Here is an 18,159-nt window from a genome sequence, read left to right on the forward strand (position 1 = left end):
TATGAGTGTAGAAAGCTATAAAAATGAAATGATTGCAGCTAAAGAAAATAATAGTTCTTTAAGAGGATTAACTAGTAATTCTAAAACCTCTATTTGGGGACAAATGTTTTACGTAATGGCATATAGTCTTGATCTTTTAGCGCAATTATTTACAACACATCGAAAAGAGATTGATGAAAAGATAAAAACTCAAAAAACACATCGGTTAGAATGGATTAGACAGTTATACCTCAACTTTCAATATGGTAAAGCAATAGGAAAAGATATTTATCTAAAACCTGAAACGGATATTTATGATAATACAGGATTAACAGAAGATCAGGTAGAGAGATCTAAAATTATCAAATATTGTGCAGTAAGCGAAAGTAACAGTCAAAAGGAGGTTTTGATAAAAATTGCTACAGAAGATGAAGATAAAGAATTGTCGCCAATTACAGATCAAGATGTTATAAAAGCAGTCGAAGCTTATACTAAAGAAGTAAAAGGAGTTGGTATTCCTTATCGTATCATCAATTCTTTACCAGATTTATTACAATTAATAATTACAATCTATAGAGACCCTCTTGTATTAGATAGTCAAGGAGGATTTGAAGGAGAGTATCCTGTAAACGAAGCTCTAAAAGAATTTATGAGAGAACTCCCTTTTGATGGAGAGTTAAGACTTCAGGACTTATCGAATAAGTTAGAAAAAATAGATGGAGTGAAATTAGTTGATATTGAAGCTGCTAATAGTTCTTGGATTGATGCAAGTACTCGTTCATACGGAGGACTTATAAACTTTAAAGTAAGAAAGACACCTGCAAGTGGATATTTCAAAATAACATTCGATAAGTCAGAAGAATCAATCGATTATAAATCAATTATTAAATATGCGGTATAATATAGATTTTAATAAGCTGATAGTATTATTGCTCCCTACTTTTCTGAGAAATCCTCGCTTAATAGGTTTTTTGAGAGCAGCTGTAAATCCTTTGTCTAAGCTATATGATGATTTTAATAAATATAGAACAGAAGATCATAAAAGATTAGATCATAATTGGCAAAAATGTTACTTCGAAAAAAGGTTAAATGACATTTATGATTCTACAGAGAGAAAAATAAAAATTATAGAAGGTGAAAAATATTCTAGAGAATATATCTATACTCATGGAGAAAGAAAGCCAATAAACTTAGGAATTATTTACATAAGATCAAGTAATGATTTTGCGGATACAGGCTCTGATTTTACAATAGATATGAATAAAGTGAAAGCAAATGAAGACGATTTGAATGCACAAATTAACTTTTACAAATTAGCAGGAACGAGATATAATATTATTAATCTTCCTAAAAGATTTCAATTAACAGACAATATTCAAAGAATATGAATAAAATAGATTTTCAACAAACAGGAGGGTTCCCTCTAGAAACAGATACATTAGATGCTATGCAAACAGCTTACAATATTTTCAATTCCTTAGGAAATATTATAGCTCCTTTAGCAATTATTAGCGGTTGTGACCAAATAGGAAACCAAATATCTAACGGTATAGTTTACATAAATGGAGAGGTTATCGAGTTTCGTGGAGGAACTCCTACACAATTTGTTATTATTGGAGAAGAAGTTAAAAGCAGACTTTTCTATGAAGAAACTAAAGAAAAACCTGTTTACCGCACACGTTATGCAACATTTGGTGAAAGTGCAGGGAATAAAAATTACAGATGGTCAGATTTTCATCGTCCATTTTCTTTGAAAGACATAGGAAATCGTTTGGTACATCCAGGATTTATTCAGGATTATTATGGAGATATTAACCAAATTCCTTATGGTTGGTTTTTATGCAACGGACAAAACGGAACTCCTGATTTACGAGGAATGTTCATTGTTGGATATGACGATAGAAATGCAGATTATAACGCTATTGGTAAAACAGGTGGTGCAAAAGAAGTTACCTTGAATGTTAATCAAATACCTGCACATAAGCATAGTGGTATAACTAATACAGATGGTGATCATGTGCATATTGGACTTAAATTAAGAGGTTCAAATGCTGATAATGGAGATCCTGGTAATTATGTGAATACTTCAAAAGTTCAAGATAATGGTTTACAAGATAATGCTGGTTTTACTGAAAGAGCAGGAGCTCACGGGCATACTTTTGAAACGAATGAAGTTGGAGGTAATCAAGCACATGAAAACAGACCACCATACTATGTTTTAGCAAAAATAATGTACAAAGGATAAGATAATGGCAAATATAGAAAATCAACAACCAGAATATAAGTATACAGAAAAAAGTACTTTAAAAAATTGGTTCAAAAGTAAATTAAAGCCCACTCAAGCTCAATTTTGGGCTTGGATGGACAGTTATTGGCACAAAGGAGAAAAATTGCCAATTAGTACAATTGATGGATTAGGAGAAGCAGTAGATGGAAAAGCTCCATTAGTCCATTATCATGATCAATATGCTACGAATGATGCAACTTCATTATCAAACGAAAATGTAGAACAATGGAAAAAGAAATTGGATGTAGATAATTTACAATTCGATGATCAAGCAATTTCTTTAACGAATGAATATGTAGATTTTGGTTTAACAAATGTTTCAAAACAAGCTCAATTTAACCAAGCAATTTACGAATCAAATGCAAGTAAATTAAAAGAACCTACTTATGAAGGAGATAGCAAAGAATATCCTTATTTGGTAGGAATTGATGAAGAAGGTTATTCAGCCAAGATTTCTGTAAATACAATAGGTAAAGTAAAAACTGTAAACAATCAAGAACCTAATGAAGAAGGAAATATTGAATTAGAGAAAAATGAATTTGTAAAAAATGGTTTAGGTTGGTCTACAAAATACAGAAAAAATAATCCGACATTTTTTGGTATACTAGGGGAAAACGCAGTCGACTTAAGCCATTCTTTAGGGGCTAGTACTGTTGATGGATTTTTGTTTGGGGCTAATGGTATGAATAGTTTTGTTGGGGGGGTATCGAATTCAGCTATGGGAGCAGGTAGTGTAGTTTTTGGAGGGCAAAATTACTCGCAAGGCCAGACTAATCATATTATATCATATAGAAGTATAATAAATGAAAATAGAGGTACCGTTAACAAAGGTAAATATGCCAATGGTATTTTTGGAGGAGAAGCTAATACCATAACTAATAGTATTGGAAGTGTCATAGCTGGAGGTTCTTGGAATGAAATTACAGGAGAATCTGAACCTAGAGCGGGTAATTCTTATAATTCTAATAATGCTATAGTTGGAGGTTATAGAAATAAGATAATATCAGCATCTGGAACTTCAAGACAATCTTATGGGACAGTTATATTTGGAGGAGAAGAAAATATAGCCCAAGGCCATTACAATATGATTGCAGGTTATAAAAACCATGCAGTAACTATTGGTGAGACATTATTTGGAATGTATGCCACTGTACAGAACACATCACTAAGTGGTTTTGATTATATAGTTGATAGTAGGATATTTAGTGTAGGTGTAGGTTATTCAAACTCGAATGGTTCAGTAGTGCGTAGAGATGGTTTATCTATATATAGAAATGGACTTGTGACAGCTCCTACAATAACAAATACACTTATTAATAATAATCCTAAAGCATTAGTAACAAAAGAATTCGTTGAAGATAGAATATCTAATTTCACATTACCAACTAACTGGTCTAATGCTTCTCATACATTTAATGCTATACCTAACAAAAGTAAAGTAGCAACAGCATCAGAGTTTATTGTAAGAGATTCAGTAACTAAAGAGCTAGGTTATGCAGATGGAACAATACCTTTTAAATCTCTACCTGATAATCTTACAGATTTTGAAAAGACAGAATGGAAAACTAAAATGAATGGGGGATGGACAACTGCAACTATGAGTGTAGGTTTGATAACTCCTATGGTGATTAAATTAGAAGATTCACCTTCATGGTTGATGCTGAAAGGTGCTAATTTGAATTTGAATCCAACTAATTTCAAAATTGAGATAATGTCAAAAGATGGTTTGACAGTTTTAGCTACTATTCCTAATTCTCAAGTTCAATTATATACTAATGGTACCGATTTAACATTTTGGTACAATTTCTATTCATTAGGTATCAATGAATATAAAATACGTCTTAATAATGGTATTGCTACTTATATTGCACCTTTAACTTTTCGAGTTTCTCAAAATATTGATTTTATTGATTTATCAAATAACACTTGGGAAGTCAAAGTTTATGATGATAAAATAAACAGTACTGTGCAGACAGGGCAAAGAACTGTGTCATTTACAAATGATTCGAATGTAAAACCTATTGCAATTGATAATAGTATAACTATTACAGCTACTACAAAACCTTTGTGTACAATGGCTGATGATTTTGTTATCGAGTTAAGTATAAAATCAACACCAAAAGGCGCTAGAAGAGGTGGCGCAGGAATAACACTGAATACTGACAACAATCTTGTTAATGATATGTTAGCTTATGCTCGTGAGTCTGATGCAAGTTGGTTCAATAGTGTAAGTAACTCTACTGTAGTTGGTAACATAGATGTTACTTTGTTTTTAGTAAAGCAAGGCAATATATTATCAGCTATTATGGTAGGTGCTTCTAATACAGTGGTAGGTAATATGGCGGTAACATCTGATGTTAATACAGTTGTAAGAGTGAAGCAATATATTGAAAATGGATTTACAGCCACCTACTCAACTAATATAATTAATGCATATAAATTTTAATAAAAACTACTAATGGAACAAATTGTAAAAGGAAGAATACTTTTAAAATAACAAATCTCAAATTTTTAAAAATTCAGTACAACATTCATGATACAAGTTATGGTATTGGAAATCAAGAAATAGATCGTCATATTGTCGATATTATGCTAAAAAACAATATGAAAGATTGGGTATATGCCTATTTTGAAAATAGAATACCAATTAATTGTTATTAATTAATCATCGGATTTTTCGGTTCAATTTCTTCTTTAGAGAAAAATAACAATTTAAACAGCATTTAAATCAATTTAAAAACATGTGTAAAATTACACGTGCAGGATAATTCATTTTAAAAATTAAGGAATGAATATAAAAAAAATGGAACCTAACTTATAAAATATGGCAAATATAGAAAATCAACAACAAGAGCAAATCTATACAGAAAAAAGCACATTAAAGAACTGGTTTAGGAGTAAATTAAAGCCCACTCAAGCTCAATTTTGGGCTTGGATGGACAGTTATTGGCACAAAGGAGAAAAAATGCCAATTAGTACAATTGATGGATTAGGAGAAGCAGTAGATGGTAAAGCACCAATTGTACATTATCATGATCAATATGCAACGAATGATGCAACCTCATTATCAAACGAAAATGTAGAACAATGGAAAAAGAAATTGGATGTAGATAATTTACAATTCGATGATCAAGCAATTTCTTTAACGAATGAATATGTAGATTTTGGTTTAACGAATGTTTCAAAACAAGCTCAATTTAACCAAGCAATTTACGAATCAAATGCAAGTAAATTAAAAGAACCTACTAATGAAGGAGATAGCAAAGAATATCCTTATTTAGTAGGTATTGATGAAGAAGGTTATTCGGCTAAGATTCAGTCAGGAGATATAGGAAAAAACTTTGCGAATACAGATTTAGTTGTAACAACTAATCGTAAACATACAGGTCCAGCGAGTGTTGAATTAGCTATGTCGTTCATTTGTTCTAATTCTTCTGTGCGTTATTCGGGCATTGTTGACAAAAGTGCTGATGCAACTTTTAATATTTTTCCTGTATTAGATAGTAGTGGAAATTTAGCTAAATCGACAAATGCTATTAATGCAATGATAGCTACTATGAAGATAGCTACGCCAGCACAAAAAGTGGCATTTATGAAAGAAATGAATGGGCAATATTCATCTGGTCAAATAACAACTACAATGATATTAATGCCTGTTGTTGCTATTGGTGATAATACAGAAGGTTTATCAAAAATTGACATATATGGAACTGAGCTCAACATAGACCCTGATACTTCTTATGTAAGAATTAAAGAGTTAGGAAATGTTACAAATTGGCAAGATTGTGCATGGCAAAGTATAGATTCAACAAGGTTAGAAGTTTATATTGATAATTCTTTTATAGATGTAAATAAATCTTATGTTTTCGAACTAAAACATGGTATTCAGGTTCATACTACCACAGTATCCTTAGATGTTGTTTCGAATTTAACAGATATTGATTTGTCTACATTAATTTATACACAAACAAAAGATAATGTACCTGATAATTACATAAATGTAACAGTTGATGCTACAGGATTTATTACACACACTGTTAAAAATTCAGCCAACCCAGCAAACTTAGATGGTCAAATTCTTAAAAAAATAAAAACCCAACCAATCGCTAACTATGATGATAACTTAATACTTATAATAGATTTCAATTGGAGTTATCCAACAAAAGGTTATGAGTTTCCTGTTCAATATGATTTTATGGGATTATCTAAAGTGATTGAATATCCTGAAAACGATGTTTCTAATAATATAGTAGCAGGTGTTGGAACAGGATTCCAAAGCAATATTAATTCGAATATGAGAACAAGAATTATAGGCGGTGGATTTATTCCTAAAAGTGGAATAGGACAAGCAATAATAATCAAAAAAGGTTCAGTTTTAACAACGGTGTTAATTATGGGTGGAACTATTATTAGATATACTTCGAACGCTACTATTACTTCTGAATACGCCGTAGAATTTAATTTCGTAGGTAGGTATCTTGATCCGAAACAAGTAGGTACTTATAAGATTTCAAGCATTCAAAAATTTTAAATAATGAACAAAATAATCAGACAAAGAATTTCAAATCATCCTACATTACCTGATTTAGAACGTGATGTAGTTGTTTATCGTTGCGCAGATAATATGGATGTACAACAAATGCCTATTTCTGCAAGAATAGAGCACTTTAAAGAAGTAGATGGAGTAAGAACTCTTTTACCAGAATTTACTAGAGAGGTTAAAGATTGAATTGTCTCAAATGACTATCAGATAAAAAAAAGAGATACTAAAAACCAAATTGGTTTAGATGATGAAGGAAATGAAGTAAAAGTGAATGCTTTTGATACTTATCAAAATTTAATTGTTCAAGCGTTAGAACCTATTCTGAAACAAGGTATATTGAATGATGATACAGAAATGAAACGCTTTGATCGATGAATATTATTTTAGTCATTCTCGCAAAATTGATTTATTTAGCCGTTGAGCCTATCAATTTCATTTATGTGATTCTCGTCAAAAAGAAATTCACTTGGAAAAGACTTAACGGTTATTTCCGTGATGAAGCTCTTGCAATTGACAGATTTGGAAATTCGCAATATCGTTCAATATTTAATACGTGGTTTGTAGCTGAAAAAGGTTACAAACATGGAAACATAAACGAAACTATTTCATCAATTTTAGGGAAAAATGAGTATTTCGATACACTTACAAAAACAGGAAAATTTCTTGTTAAAATTCTAAACTTCATCGATAAAAATCATTGCGCAAAGTCAATCGACTGGGACGTTTAAACATCATTTAAAACACAATTAAAATCAATCAAATTACACTCGTAAAACATACGAGTGAGGATAAACTCATTTAAAATTTTAATATGAAAACAGGTAAAACAGGACTTGAACTCATCAAGAAATATGAAGGTTTTTATTCAAAACCTTATCTCGACCCAATTGGTATTCCAACGATTGGATATGGTGCTACTTATTATCCGAATAAAGTAAAAGTAACGATGAAGGATAAGCCATTGACGGGAAAAGAAGCATCAGAACTATTAGTACAAATGCTAAAAGTATACGAAAATCAAGTAGCATTATTAGTGACAAAACCAATCAATCAAAATCAATTTGATGCTTTAGTTTCTTTTACATATAATCTTGGAGCTACAAATTTTGGAAAATCAACATTGTTGAAGAAAATAAATGTAAACCCAAATGATCCAACAATACGTCAAGAGTTTGAAAAATGGAATCGTGCAGGAGGAATTGTATTGAATGGCTTAACAAAAAGACGTAAAGATGAAGCAGCTTTGTATTTTTCTTAGTATACTTTTTTTGCTCTTTTCATGTGCAACAAAACAAAAGACAAAAGATGTAACTGTAAAAGAAATTAAAACTGAAAAACTATCTAAAACTGATTCAATTTTAGATATAGAAACAAAATTATCAAAGGTAGAAACAGTAGAGGATTATAATCAGTTTGAAAATGTTTTTAATGCATTCTCTATTGAATATAATGGAGATCAGAAAAATGAATTAAAAATTTTAATTAAAAAAAAGAATAATGAAACAGAATTAAATATTAAAGGAAAAGGAAAAATATTATTGAATGAGAATAAGATTAAGACTGAAAATACTCATTATTATAATAGTTTTTTAGCTGTGGATTCTATACATAAATCAAAGTCAGAACAACATGAAATAAAGAAAAAAGAATCATTGATTAATTCTGTACAGAAAAAGACTGAAAAAAGTACAAAAGGCTTACAATTTGGAGTTTATTTATTCATTTTTGGTTTGATTATTTTTATTTTATTAGTCTATATTTCTATTCGATATTTTAAATCATTTAAACGATAAATAACCAAAAGCTTGAAACAAAACCTAGTTGTTTCAAGCTTTTTTGTATTTTTGAGAGATTAAAGTTTAATGATTAGTTAGAAATGAGAAAATTTACTTTATTAATTTGTCTTTTTTTAATTCAATTTTCGTTTGCACAACGCAAAGGATATTGGCAACAAAAGGTAGATTATAAAATTGATGTTGATATGAAAGAAAAATCATATCAGTATGATGGAAAAATGCAATTGAAATATACGAACAATTCAGGACAAAACTTGAATAAAGTTTATTTTCATTTGTATTTTAATGCCTTTCAACCAGGAAGTATGATGGATAATCGTTTGCAAAACATTCCAGATCCGGATAAACGAATGGCAACAAATGTCGGAACAAAAGAAAACCCAAAATATGTTAGCCGTATTTCTGAGTTAAAACCAGATCAAATCGGTTATCAAAAAGTAACTTCTCTAAAACAAGATGGGAAAGTTGTTTCTTATAAAGTAGACGGAACAATCTTAGAAGTTACATTGGCAAAACCAATCGGAGAAGGTCAAACTTCTACTTTCGATATTGTTTGGAATGCTCAAATCCCTGAACAAATTCGTCGTTCTGGACGTAATTCAAAAGATGGTGTAGAATTTTCTATGGCACAATGGTATCCAAAAATGGCAGAATTCGATCCAGAAGGTTGGCATTTAGATGAATATATTGGTCGCGAATTTTTTGCTCCGTTTGGTAATTTTGATGTTACAATCAATATTGATAAAGATTATGTTATTGGTGCTTCTGGAGAACTACAAAATCCAAATAATGTAAAAGGTTATGTGAAAAATCCAATAATTAAAGCAAAAAATGGTAAAGTTGCTTGGAATTTTAAAGCTGAAAATATTCACGATTTTGTTTGGGCTGCAGATAAAGAATTTATCGTTGAACATGCAAAATCAAAACATGGAGTAGATGTCTATTTAGTTTATCAAGATAATGATTCGTCTCCAGCTTGGAAAGAAGCAATGCCTTATGCATTAGGTTTCTTTGATTATAACTCTGAGCATTTTGGTGAATACCCTTGGAAAACATATTCTATTATTCAAGGTGGTGATGGTGGAATGGAGTACGGAACAGCAACTTTAATTGCTGGTGGTAAAAACTTACAGAGTTTAATTGGAACTATTTTTCATGAAGCGGCGCATTCTTGGTATCAACAATTATTTGGTATCAACGAAACATATAACGAATGGTTTGATGAAGGTTTTACATCGTATGTAGAACAAATGGCACATTTAAATGTTGTAGATAAATTAAAAGTAATGCCTTCTAATCCAAATCCAGATGCTTACAAAGGTTATATTGCTTTAGCGCTTTCTGGGAAAGAAGAACCAGCAAGTTTATTGGCAGATTATTACAATACAAATTATGCATATTCTTTGGAAGCTTACTATAAAGGGCAAGTTTTAGCAATTCAGTTAGGATATATTATTGGACAAGATAATTTGAACAAAACATTTTTAAGATTCTATGATGAATGGAAATTCAAACATCCTTCAGGAAACGACTTCAAACGTGTTGCGGAAGAAGTTTCTGGAATAAATCTTAAATGGTACTTCAATTTATTTATTAATACAACTCGAAAAATCGATTACGCTGTAGAAGCTGTAAACGGAAATACAATTACAATTGTTAATAAATCAGATTTTGCAATGCCAATTGATTTATTAGTAGAATATAAAGATGGTTCGAAAGAATTATTCTACATTCCTTTACGTGAAATGAGAGGAGAAAAACCTACTGAAAATTTAGTAGAATATCAAGGTGCAAAAAGAACGATTTTAGAAGACTGGTTTTGGACAAAACCGACGTACGAAGTTAAAGTTTCGAAAGAAGTTAAACAAGTTACTATCGATCCAACAAAACGTTTGGCAGATGTAAATGATAAAAATAACGTATTTACAAAATAATGTTATTAGCAGTAAATATTGGGAATACTAATCTTCGTTTTGCAGTTTTCAAAAGTGAAACGGAGATTATTACATGGACAATTAACTCGAAACCTTATCGTACAGAATATGAATTTTTCGCGAAATTCTCAAATATGTACGAACCTTTCGGGATTTCGAAAGAAGACATTACAGACATTGTAATCGGTTCGGTTGTTCCGCCACTTACAGTAAGTGTCAAAATTGCATTGCATCGCATCCATAAATTCAAACCAATGATTGTTGATCGCAATACCCCTTCAGAGATTGTTCACAGTTCTAATCAAATGGGAACAGATTTGTACGCAAATGCTGTTGCGGCTCATTATCAGAATTATGGAGGAAAAAAAATAGTAATTGATTTTGGAACAGCTTTAACCTTTCTAGGAATTAATGAAGATGGTAAAGTTCGTGGAGTAGTAATTGCTCCTGGAATTATTACTGCGTTAAATTCTTTAGTTGGAGAAACGGCTCAATTACCAACAGTAGAGCTTCGTGCTCCGGAAAGTGTTCTTGGGACAAATACCGAAGCTTGCATGCAATCAGGAATGGTGTACGGATTTTTGAGTATGGTTGAAGGAATGATAGATAGAATCAACGCAGAAGCTGGTGAAAAATCGTATGTGATTTCTACTGGTGGAGTTGGTGGAGTTTATAAATCTCTCACTGATAAAATAGATATTGATGATCGCTTACACACAATAAAAGGTCTTAAAATATTATATGAATTGAATAAAGATTCGTTTGAAAAATAAAAAAGAAACCTCTGCTAATTAGCAGAGGTTTCTTTTTAAAGAAGTTTACTTCCTTGTAAACTCAAATTTTTGATCTGATTCTTCTATCGTAAATGTTTTTTTATCTTTTGCAAAAGTCAATTCAAGTCCAGCTTCCTCGTTTATAAACTTTCCATCTCCTTGATAATCCAGAGGAAAACTTAAACTATTAAAAACTAAATTCAACTTATCATTTTCAGCTTTTAGTACAAACTCAGCATTAATTTGTTTATTTGTAAACGTACCCTCGTACTCTTTTGGATTAATTTTTTCAACAGGTCTTTCATCAGCCATATTGAATGTATTATTTTTAAGATTTGTATCAGGTAAATTTCCTTTTGGATCCAATTTAATCGTCGAAACTTCTTTTGTTGAAGGCACTTTGAATGTCCATTCCGTATTACGTTTCCAAACTTCAATTGGTAATTTTACTTCTTGAGAAGATCCATCTTTAAAATTTACTTGAACTGTTGTCGGCATTGGCAATTGTCCAAAATTCTCAATTTTCAAGATCAAGCCTTTTTTGTAATCACCATCTACATATTTTGCGCTATTAATTCCTTGATCAATCGTCCATTTATTTAAGAACCAGCCTCTCCAGAACCAAGATAATTCTTCTCCTGAGACATTCTCTATTGTACGAAAAAAATCTTCTGGAGTTGGATGTTTGTATGCCCAATATTTGATGTATTGACGTAATGCTTTGTCAAATCTTTCTTCACCTAGAATAGTCTCTCGTAAGATGGTCATTCCAGCTCCTGGTTTATAATACAGTAAAGCACCAATATTTCTTTCACGCATATTATCTGGTTGGGTTGTTACGGGTTCTAAATTCTCACTAAAGAAAAAATTACCCATTCTTTGTAAAGATTGTTTTTTGTAATATTCTCCATTGTTGAAGTTTTTTGTAGAAATATCATTGATAAAAGTATTAAAACCTTCGTCCATCCAACCATGAACACGCTCATTAGAACCAACAATCATTGGAAACCAAATATGTCCAAATTCATGATCGGTTACTCCCCAAAGACTTTCTCCTTTAGAATTCATATGACAGAAAACAATTCCTGGATATTCCATTCCACCCTCATTTCCTGCTACATTTGTCGCCGCTGGATAAGGATATTCTAACCATTGTTTCGAATAATGCTCAATAGAAGCTTTTGTATATTCTGTCGATCTTCCCCAAGCATCATTTCCATCACTCTCTACTGGATAAGCCGAAATTGCCAAAGATTTTTGACCACTTGGAAGGTTGATTTTTGCGGCATCTACGATAAATGAAGATGATGAAGCCCAAGCAAAATCGCGTGTATTCTGAATTTTAAATTTCCACGTTTTTGTTCCTTTTGCAACTTTTGTCGCTTTGTTAACCTCATCAGCAGAACGAATAATAACGGTTTTATCACTCGATTTTGCTTTGTTCCAACGGTTAACTTCTTCTTTCGAGTAAACTTCATTTTGATTCAATAATTCACCTGAACCAACCACATAATGCGTTGATGGAACCGTAATACTAGCTGTTACATCACCGTATTCTAGATAAAATTCTCCCGGGCCTAAATACGGCAAAGTGTTCCATCCCATAATGTCATCGTAAACTGCCATTCGAGGAAACCATTGCGCCATTGTAAAAATCTTTCCATTTTTAGTTGGCTCTACACCCATTCTATCCGCTCCATAGTTGGGCGAAACAAATGAATATTCAATCTTGATTTTCGTTTTTCCTCCACGAGCTTTCAAATGATTAATCAAATCAATTTGCATGCGTGTATCCGAAATCGAATACTTTGCTTCTTTTCCGTCTATTTTAACAGATTTAATTTTATAACCTCCTTCAAACTCAGAAGTTGAATCGCCATAACGGCTTCCAGAAATTGGTAATAAAGCGCTTCCACGAGATTCTTTTTTAAATAAATTTTGATCTAATTGTAACCACAAAAAATCTAAATCATCAAAACTATTGTTGGTATATGTAATTTCAGAAGTTCCTGATATTTCATTTTTTTCTTCGTTAAGACTTACATTTAGATTGTAATCAGCACGATTTTGCCAATAATTATGACCTGGTTTTCCACTCGCTGAACGAGTTTCGGTTGCATTATTCTGATAAAAAAAAGGTTTGAAAGCTTCTTGATAATTATATTTTGGTTTTTCTTGTTGACCAAAAACTGAAATGGAAAATAAACTTATTCCTAAAATTAGAGGTTTGAAATAATTTTTCTTCATGTGTGAAATTTTACAGTAATTATAAAATTACATTTATTTTTCAACTCTTTTAATAAGTTGCAATGATTATATTAATAAATACTTTTAAAGTTGTTTAACTTATTGATTATACATTTTTTTATAAAAAAAACTCATCTGAAAAAGATGAGTTTTTGATATAGAATGATTGTTTAAAATCTATTTTTTGCTTGCATAAAGAACAGGATTTAAATCTTCATCATTATACATTTTCATTTGTTTATATACTTTCATATATTTTTTTCCAGCTTCAAAATCAGCTAATAATTCTTCAATTGCAATTGATAAATCTTGATGTTGTTGATTTAAAATATCTAATTTTGCTTGGCAAGAAGCTTTATGTTCTGGTGTAGCATCTTCACGTTCTACCTCTTGTTTCATATGATAAACCTTAAGCGATAAAATAGAGAAACGGTCTACAGCCCAAGCAGGAGATTCAGTATTGTATGTAGCATCTTTTTTTACCTCAATATTTGAGTATTGTTGTAAAAACCAGCTATCCACATATTCTACCATGTCTGTACGCTCTTGATTAGATTTATCAATCCAACGTTTTAAACTTAATGCTTCAACAGGATCAATTTGTGGATCGCGGATAATATCCTCTAAATGCCACTGAACCGTATCAATCCAATTTTTTTTGTACAATAAGTGAGCGATTAAATCTTCTTCGCTATATGGATTTTCAATTTGACGATTTACATCGTCATACTTATGATAATCATTGATACTTTGATTAAAAATAGACCAAGCCTTATCTGTGAATTTCATGTTTTGTTTTTTGTTTATAAAATAAAAGCATTGTAATTGTATACGCAACTACAATGCTCTATTATTGAATTAAAATATATTTTAATTTTCTTTTTTCTCAGAAGTAGTATCTGTTGCTTCTGATTTGTTATCGTCTTTAGTTGCTTTTTTAAATTCGTTTAATCCAGAACCTAATCCTCTCATTAATTCAGGAATTTTCTTTCCTCCGAATAATAATAACACAACAAGTACGATTACGATCCATTCTTTACCTCCTAATCCCATACTGAATTGATTTTAATGCAAATATATAATTTATTTATTACATTCCTGCTACCCAAGAAGCAGGATTTTGTTTTGTTGTTCCACTCCAAATTTGGAAATTCATAACTGTTTCGCCATCTCCACTTGTATAGACAATTCCTAAAGATTGACCACGTTTTACACCATCACCTTTAGATACGCTAACACTAGATAAATTAGTATAAACAGAGAAATATGAACCATGTTTAACAAGAACAGATTTTCCATTTCCAGAAATACTCATAACAGCTTGTACAACACCTTCATAAACAGATCTTGCTTGTGCACCTCTATATGTCGAAATATCAACTCCACTATTTTGAGTTGTTATATTTGATAGAACAGGATGAGAGTTAGCTCCAAATCTACTCACAACAGTTCCTTTATCAACAGGCCAAGGCAAACGACCTTTATTAGAAGAGAACTCACCTGATAAACCTTCAGAATCTGGGCGTTCAGCAAAAGTCTCTGCAGGTTTTACAGCATCTACTTTTACAACACGTTCTTTTTCAGGAACTTTTGTGACAACTTTCTGCTCAGCTTCTATTTTAGCTTTACGCTCAGCTTCTGCTTTTGCAGCCGCAATTTTACGAGCATCTTCTTCTTTTTGAGCTTTCAAACGAGCTTCCTCTTCTGCTTTACGTTGAGCAATAATTCTTTGACGCTCAGCTTCAGCTTCACGTTCTAATTGTTCAAACTTAGTAATCTCGGTTTTCGCTGTTGAAACAAAACTTCCTTCTGGATGATGTTTTAAATAAGATTGGTATGCTTGTTTTGTATGGGCAGAACGTGCAATATTCCAAGCTTTAGCATCATTTTCAATTCTTAAAATAGCTGTACGAGCTGATTTTGAATAATCACCTTTCGGATTATCTCTTAGGTATTCGTTATAAGATGCAATTGTATTTCCTCGTTTTGCTTCGTTCCAATCTTTTAAATCTTTCTCTGCACGAATTTTCGCTTGACGAATTTCTTCTTCAATGATTGCCTTAATCTGTGCATCAATTTGGCGTTGTTGAGCTTCTTTTGCGTTAATTTCAGCTACAATAACTCCTTCGTTTTTACGAAACTCTTCTACGGCTTTTTCTTTTGTTAATCGTTCTTTTTCAAGGTTTTGACTAAATAAAGTTTGCTGAGAAAGTACTTTTTCTTTTTCGTCCTTCGCTTTTTCTTTTTTTGCTTTTTTCGTTTGAATATCAGTTTGTTTACCGATAATTTCATTTGCTTGTCCTAATTGGAAAGCCGAATATTTCTCTAAATATTTGATACGACGATATGCTTCTCCTAAACTTTTAGAAGAAAGCACAAAAAGTAATTTATTTTCGACAGATTTGTTCTTGTATGCACGAACCAAAACCTGTTTGTAGTCTTTTTTTAGTTCAACCAACTCGCGCGAAAGTTTATTAATCTCTAATTGAGTTAAATAAATTTCATCCTCGATAAAGCGTTTTTCTTTCGATAAATTGTTAACTAATTTTGTTTGTACTTGAATTTTTTTAGTCAAATTCTGCACGTAATCAACATTTAACTTCGAATTTTGCTTATTAACTTCGAGTTGTTTATTTAAGTTTATAATCTCTTTTTTAAGCTGAGCATTCTGTTTTTGTAAGTTCGCTTTATTGTATGGAACCTGCGCAAACACTGATAATGACAACGTTAAAAGTACAGTTGATAAAACAAACTTCATTATTTTATTTCTTTTTTCTTATACCCATCTGGAATTGAGAACGGTGTGTTCGTTTCCTGAAACGTAAAACTATTATATTCCAAGTCTATTTGACGCGTTTTTTTCTCTTTTATAATAATTTTAACATTTTTTGGAAATTCCTCTGCTCCAGCTTTTACCCAATTGTCGTAGGCCAAATCAACTTCCATTTTACGTTTTGGATCTTTCAAGTGCGCTTCTTTCAATCGGAAACCATTATCAAAAACATACGTTTGTATGTATTCGCCTTCTTTCGGAGAGGTTGCAATCGCTTGATTTTTATTATATGTAATCGTGTATTGATTATCTGTAAAAGAGGCTGTATAATCAATAGGATTAAGATCAACGAAAACTTTTCCTAGCATCAAATTTTGTAATTTTTGATAATCGATAAAATCAACTTTCAATAATTTATTTGCGATAGAAAAATCTCCTTCATAATATGTTCCACCTAGCTTTTCGAAAGCCGAAAAACCATCAGGCGTAATCAATGCGCGTGCACCTGTAAATCCAAATTTCGTAGCATTAACCCATATCTTTTGTCCATTTTTTACAGCAATTGTAGCATTTACATCTCCAGAAATTTCTTCTAAATCTGCCGTTACTTTCGCCTTAATCGTTAAATCTTTGAATGATGATTTTTTTGACAAGGTTTGCTGAATAATTTTTGAAGAAGCCGAAACAACTTCTGTATTATCTTTATCTACTTTTGCTACTTTCTGAGTATTACAAGCTGTTGCAAGAACTCCTAAACAAAAGGTATACGTTAATTTTTTGATCATAATTTTTTATGCTTCGTGAGATTTGAAATCCAATTCTGAGTAATCTCCTAAACTGATACTTCGCGAAACACCATAATATTTGGCATTATTTCCGATCATTGTATCTGTAAGATTTGCATTACTGATGATTGAATTTTCTTGAATCAAACTGTTATCAATATTCGAGTTTTCAACAACCGTTCCATTTCCTAATGAAACAAAAGGTCCAATTTTCGAATTTTTAATCACAACATTTTCACCAATAAAACATGGCTCAATGATTAATGAATTGTCAATTTTTGCAGAAGACGAAATAGTTTTGAAATCTTCTTTATCCAGATTCAACACACGTGTATTCGTATCAACTGTAACTGTTTTGTTACCACAATCCATCCATTCGTCCACTTTTCCAAGCGTGAATTTATCACCCGCAGCACGCATATTTTCTAAAGCATCTGTCAATTGATATTCACCTCCTTTTTGAATATCATTTTCCAATAAATATTCAATTTCTTTATATAGCTTTTGTCCATCACGGAAAAAGTAAATCCCGATAATCGCCAAATCTGAAACAAATTCTTTTGGTTTTTCAACAAAATCAGTAATAACACTGTTATCATCTAATTTCACAACGCCAAAAGCCGAAGGATTTTCTACTTGTTTTACCCAAACAACCCCATCTGATTCCATATCTAATTTGAAATCTGCACGGAATAATGTATCTGCATATGCCACAACCGTTGGTCCATCCAAAGCTTCTTTCGCCATCCAAATAGAATGTGCTGTTCCAAGAGGCTCTAATTGATGACAAATTGTTCCTTTTGCACCTAATTTTTCTGCAATTGCAATTAAATCAGCTTCAACTTCTGCTCCAAAATCACCAATTACAAAAGCAATTTCGTCAATTTTTTCTGAACAAACTTTTGCAATATCTTCTACCAAACGATGTACGATTGGTTTTCCGGCAATAGGGATTAATGGTTTTGGTGTTGTTAATGTATGAGGGCGTAAACGTGAACCACGTCCTGCCATTGGGATAATAATTTTCATTTTATTTCTAAAA

At 31.5% G+C, this 18,159-nt stretch carries 17 protein-coding genes; 11 read left to right on the forward strand and 6 right to left on the reverse strand.

The window, feature by feature from the left end; all coding sequences use genetic code 11:
* Position 1: 1 nt before the first annotated feature.
* From E4J94_RS09935 to E4J94_RS09985, 11 genes are all read left to right on the forward strand, one after another.
* The gene (locus E4J94_RS09935) at positions 2–880 is read left to right on the forward strand and encodes a hypothetical protein (protein WP_135835655.1); all 879 of its coding nucleotides are present in this window, start codon (positions 2–4) and stop codon (positions 878–880) included.
* On the forward strand, positions 870–1,367 hold the full coding sequence (locus tag E4J94_RS09940) for a hypothetical protein (RefSeq protein WP_135835656.1): 498 nt from the start codon (positions 870–872) through the stop codon (positions 1,365–1,367). Before E4J94_RS09935 ends, E4J94_RS09940 begins: the two co-directional genes overlap by 11 nt.
* Positions 1,364–2,224 carry a phage baseplate protein gene (locus tag E4J94_RS09945; protein ID WP_135835657.1) on the forward strand — a complete coding sequence of 287 codons (861 nt, stop codon included), beginning with the start codon at positions 1,364–1,366 and terminating at the stop codon, positions 2,222–2,224. Before E4J94_RS09940 ends, E4J94_RS09945 begins: the two co-directional genes overlap by 4 nt.
* A gap of 4 nt (positions 2,225–2,228) precedes the next feature.
* The gene (locus tag E4J94_RS09950; RefSeq protein ID WP_135835658.1) at positions 2,229–4,712 is read left to right on the forward strand and encodes a hypothetical protein; all 2,484 of its coding nucleotides are present in this window, start codon (positions 2,229–2,231) and stop codon (positions 4,710–4,712) included.
* A 378-nt stretch (positions 4,713–5,090) separates the two neighbouring features.
* Positions 5,091–6,797 carry a hypothetical protein gene (locus E4J94_RS09955; RefSeq protein ID WP_135835659.1) on the forward strand — a complete coding sequence of 569 codons (1,707 nt, stop codon included), beginning with the start codon at positions 5,091–5,093 and terminating at the stop codon, positions 6,795–6,797.
* A gap of 3 nt (positions 6,798–6,800) precedes the next feature.
* Entirely contained in the window at positions 6,801–6,995 is a 195-nt protein-coding gene (locus E4J94_RS09960; protein WP_135835660.1) for a hypothetical protein, read from the forward strand.
* A 185-nt stretch (positions 6,996–7,180) separates the two neighbouring features.
* Positions 7,181–7,537 carry a hypothetical protein gene (locus tag E4J94_RS09965; protein ID WP_135835661.1) on the forward strand — a complete coding sequence of 119 codons (357 nt, stop codon included), beginning with the start codon at positions 7,181–7,183 and terminating at the stop codon, positions 7,535–7,537.
* A gap of 83 nt (positions 7,538–7,620) precedes the next feature.
* Positions 7,621–8,067: a lysozyme gene (locus tag E4J94_RS09970; protein ID WP_135835662.1), complete on the forward strand. Its 447-nt coding sequence runs from the start codon at positions 7,621–7,623 to the stop codon at positions 8,065–8,067.
* On the forward strand, positions 8,042–8,602 hold the full coding sequence (locus E4J94_RS09975) for a hypothetical protein (RefSeq protein WP_135835663.1): 561 nt from the start codon (positions 8,042–8,044) through the stop codon (positions 8,600–8,602). Before E4J94_RS09970 ends, E4J94_RS09975 begins: the two co-directional genes overlap by 26 nt.
* Positions 8,603–8,685: 83 nt before the next feature.
* Positions 8,686–10,539 (forward strand): M1 family metallopeptidase, encoded by a 1,854-nt coding sequence (locus E4J94_RS09980; protein WP_135835664.1) that lies wholly within the window; start codon positions 8,686–8,688, stop codon positions 10,537–10,539.
* Positions 10,539–11,312, forward strand: coding sequence for a type III pantothenate kinase (locus E4J94_RS09985; protein WP_135835665.1), 774 nt, complete (start codon positions 10,539–10,541; stop codon positions 11,310–11,312). The genes E4J94_RS09980 and E4J94_RS09985 overlap by 1 nt, the downstream gene beginning before the upstream one ends.
* 45 nt (positions 11,313–11,357) lie before the next feature.
* Here E4J94_RS09985 and E4J94_RS09990 read toward each other — a convergent pair whose 3' ends face one another.
* From E4J94_RS09990 to E4J94_RS10015, 6 genes are all read right to left on the reverse strand, one after another.
* Entirely contained in the window at positions 11,358–13,559 is a 2,202-nt protein-coding gene (locus E4J94_RS09990) for a M1 family metallopeptidase (protein WP_135835666.1), read from the reverse strand.
* Between the two features lie 177 nt (positions 13,560–13,736).
* Positions 13,737–14,348, reverse strand: a complete 612-nt coding sequence (locus E4J94_RS09995) for a DUF4254 domain-containing protein (protein WP_135835667.1) — start codon at positions 14,346–14,348, stop codon at positions 13,737–13,739.
* Positions 14,349–14,429: 81 nt separating this feature from the next.
* Positions 14,430–14,612, reverse strand: a complete 183-nt coding sequence (gene tatA / locus E4J94_RS10000) for a twin-arginine translocase TatA/TatE family subunit (protein ID WP_135835668.1) — start codon at positions 14,610–14,612, stop codon at positions 14,430–14,432.
* 37 nt (positions 14,613–14,649) lie between these two features.
* Entirely contained in the window at positions 14,650–16,317 is a 1,668-nt protein-coding gene (locus E4J94_RS10005; RefSeq protein ID WP_246034295.1) for a murein hydrolase activator EnvC family protein, read from the reverse strand.
* Positions 16,317–17,117, reverse strand: a complete 801-nt coding sequence (locus E4J94_RS10010; protein ID WP_135835669.1) for a DUF4292 domain-containing protein — start codon at positions 17,115–17,117, stop codon at positions 16,317–16,319. Before E4J94_RS10010 ends, E4J94_RS10005 begins: the two co-directional genes overlap by 1 nt.
* A 6-nt stretch (positions 17,118–17,123) precedes the next feature.
* Positions 17,124–18,146, reverse strand: a complete 1,023-nt coding sequence (locus E4J94_RS10015) for a sugar phosphate nucleotidyltransferase (RefSeq protein WP_135835670.1) — start codon at positions 18,144–18,146, stop codon at positions 17,124–17,126.
* Positions 18,147–18,159 lie beyond the last annotated feature (13 nt).

The organism is Empedobacter tilapiae, assembly GCF_004785645.1.
GTDB classification, from domain to species: Bacteria; Bacteroidota; Bacteroidia; order Flavobacteriales; family Weeksellaceae; genus Empedobacter; species Empedobacter tilapiae.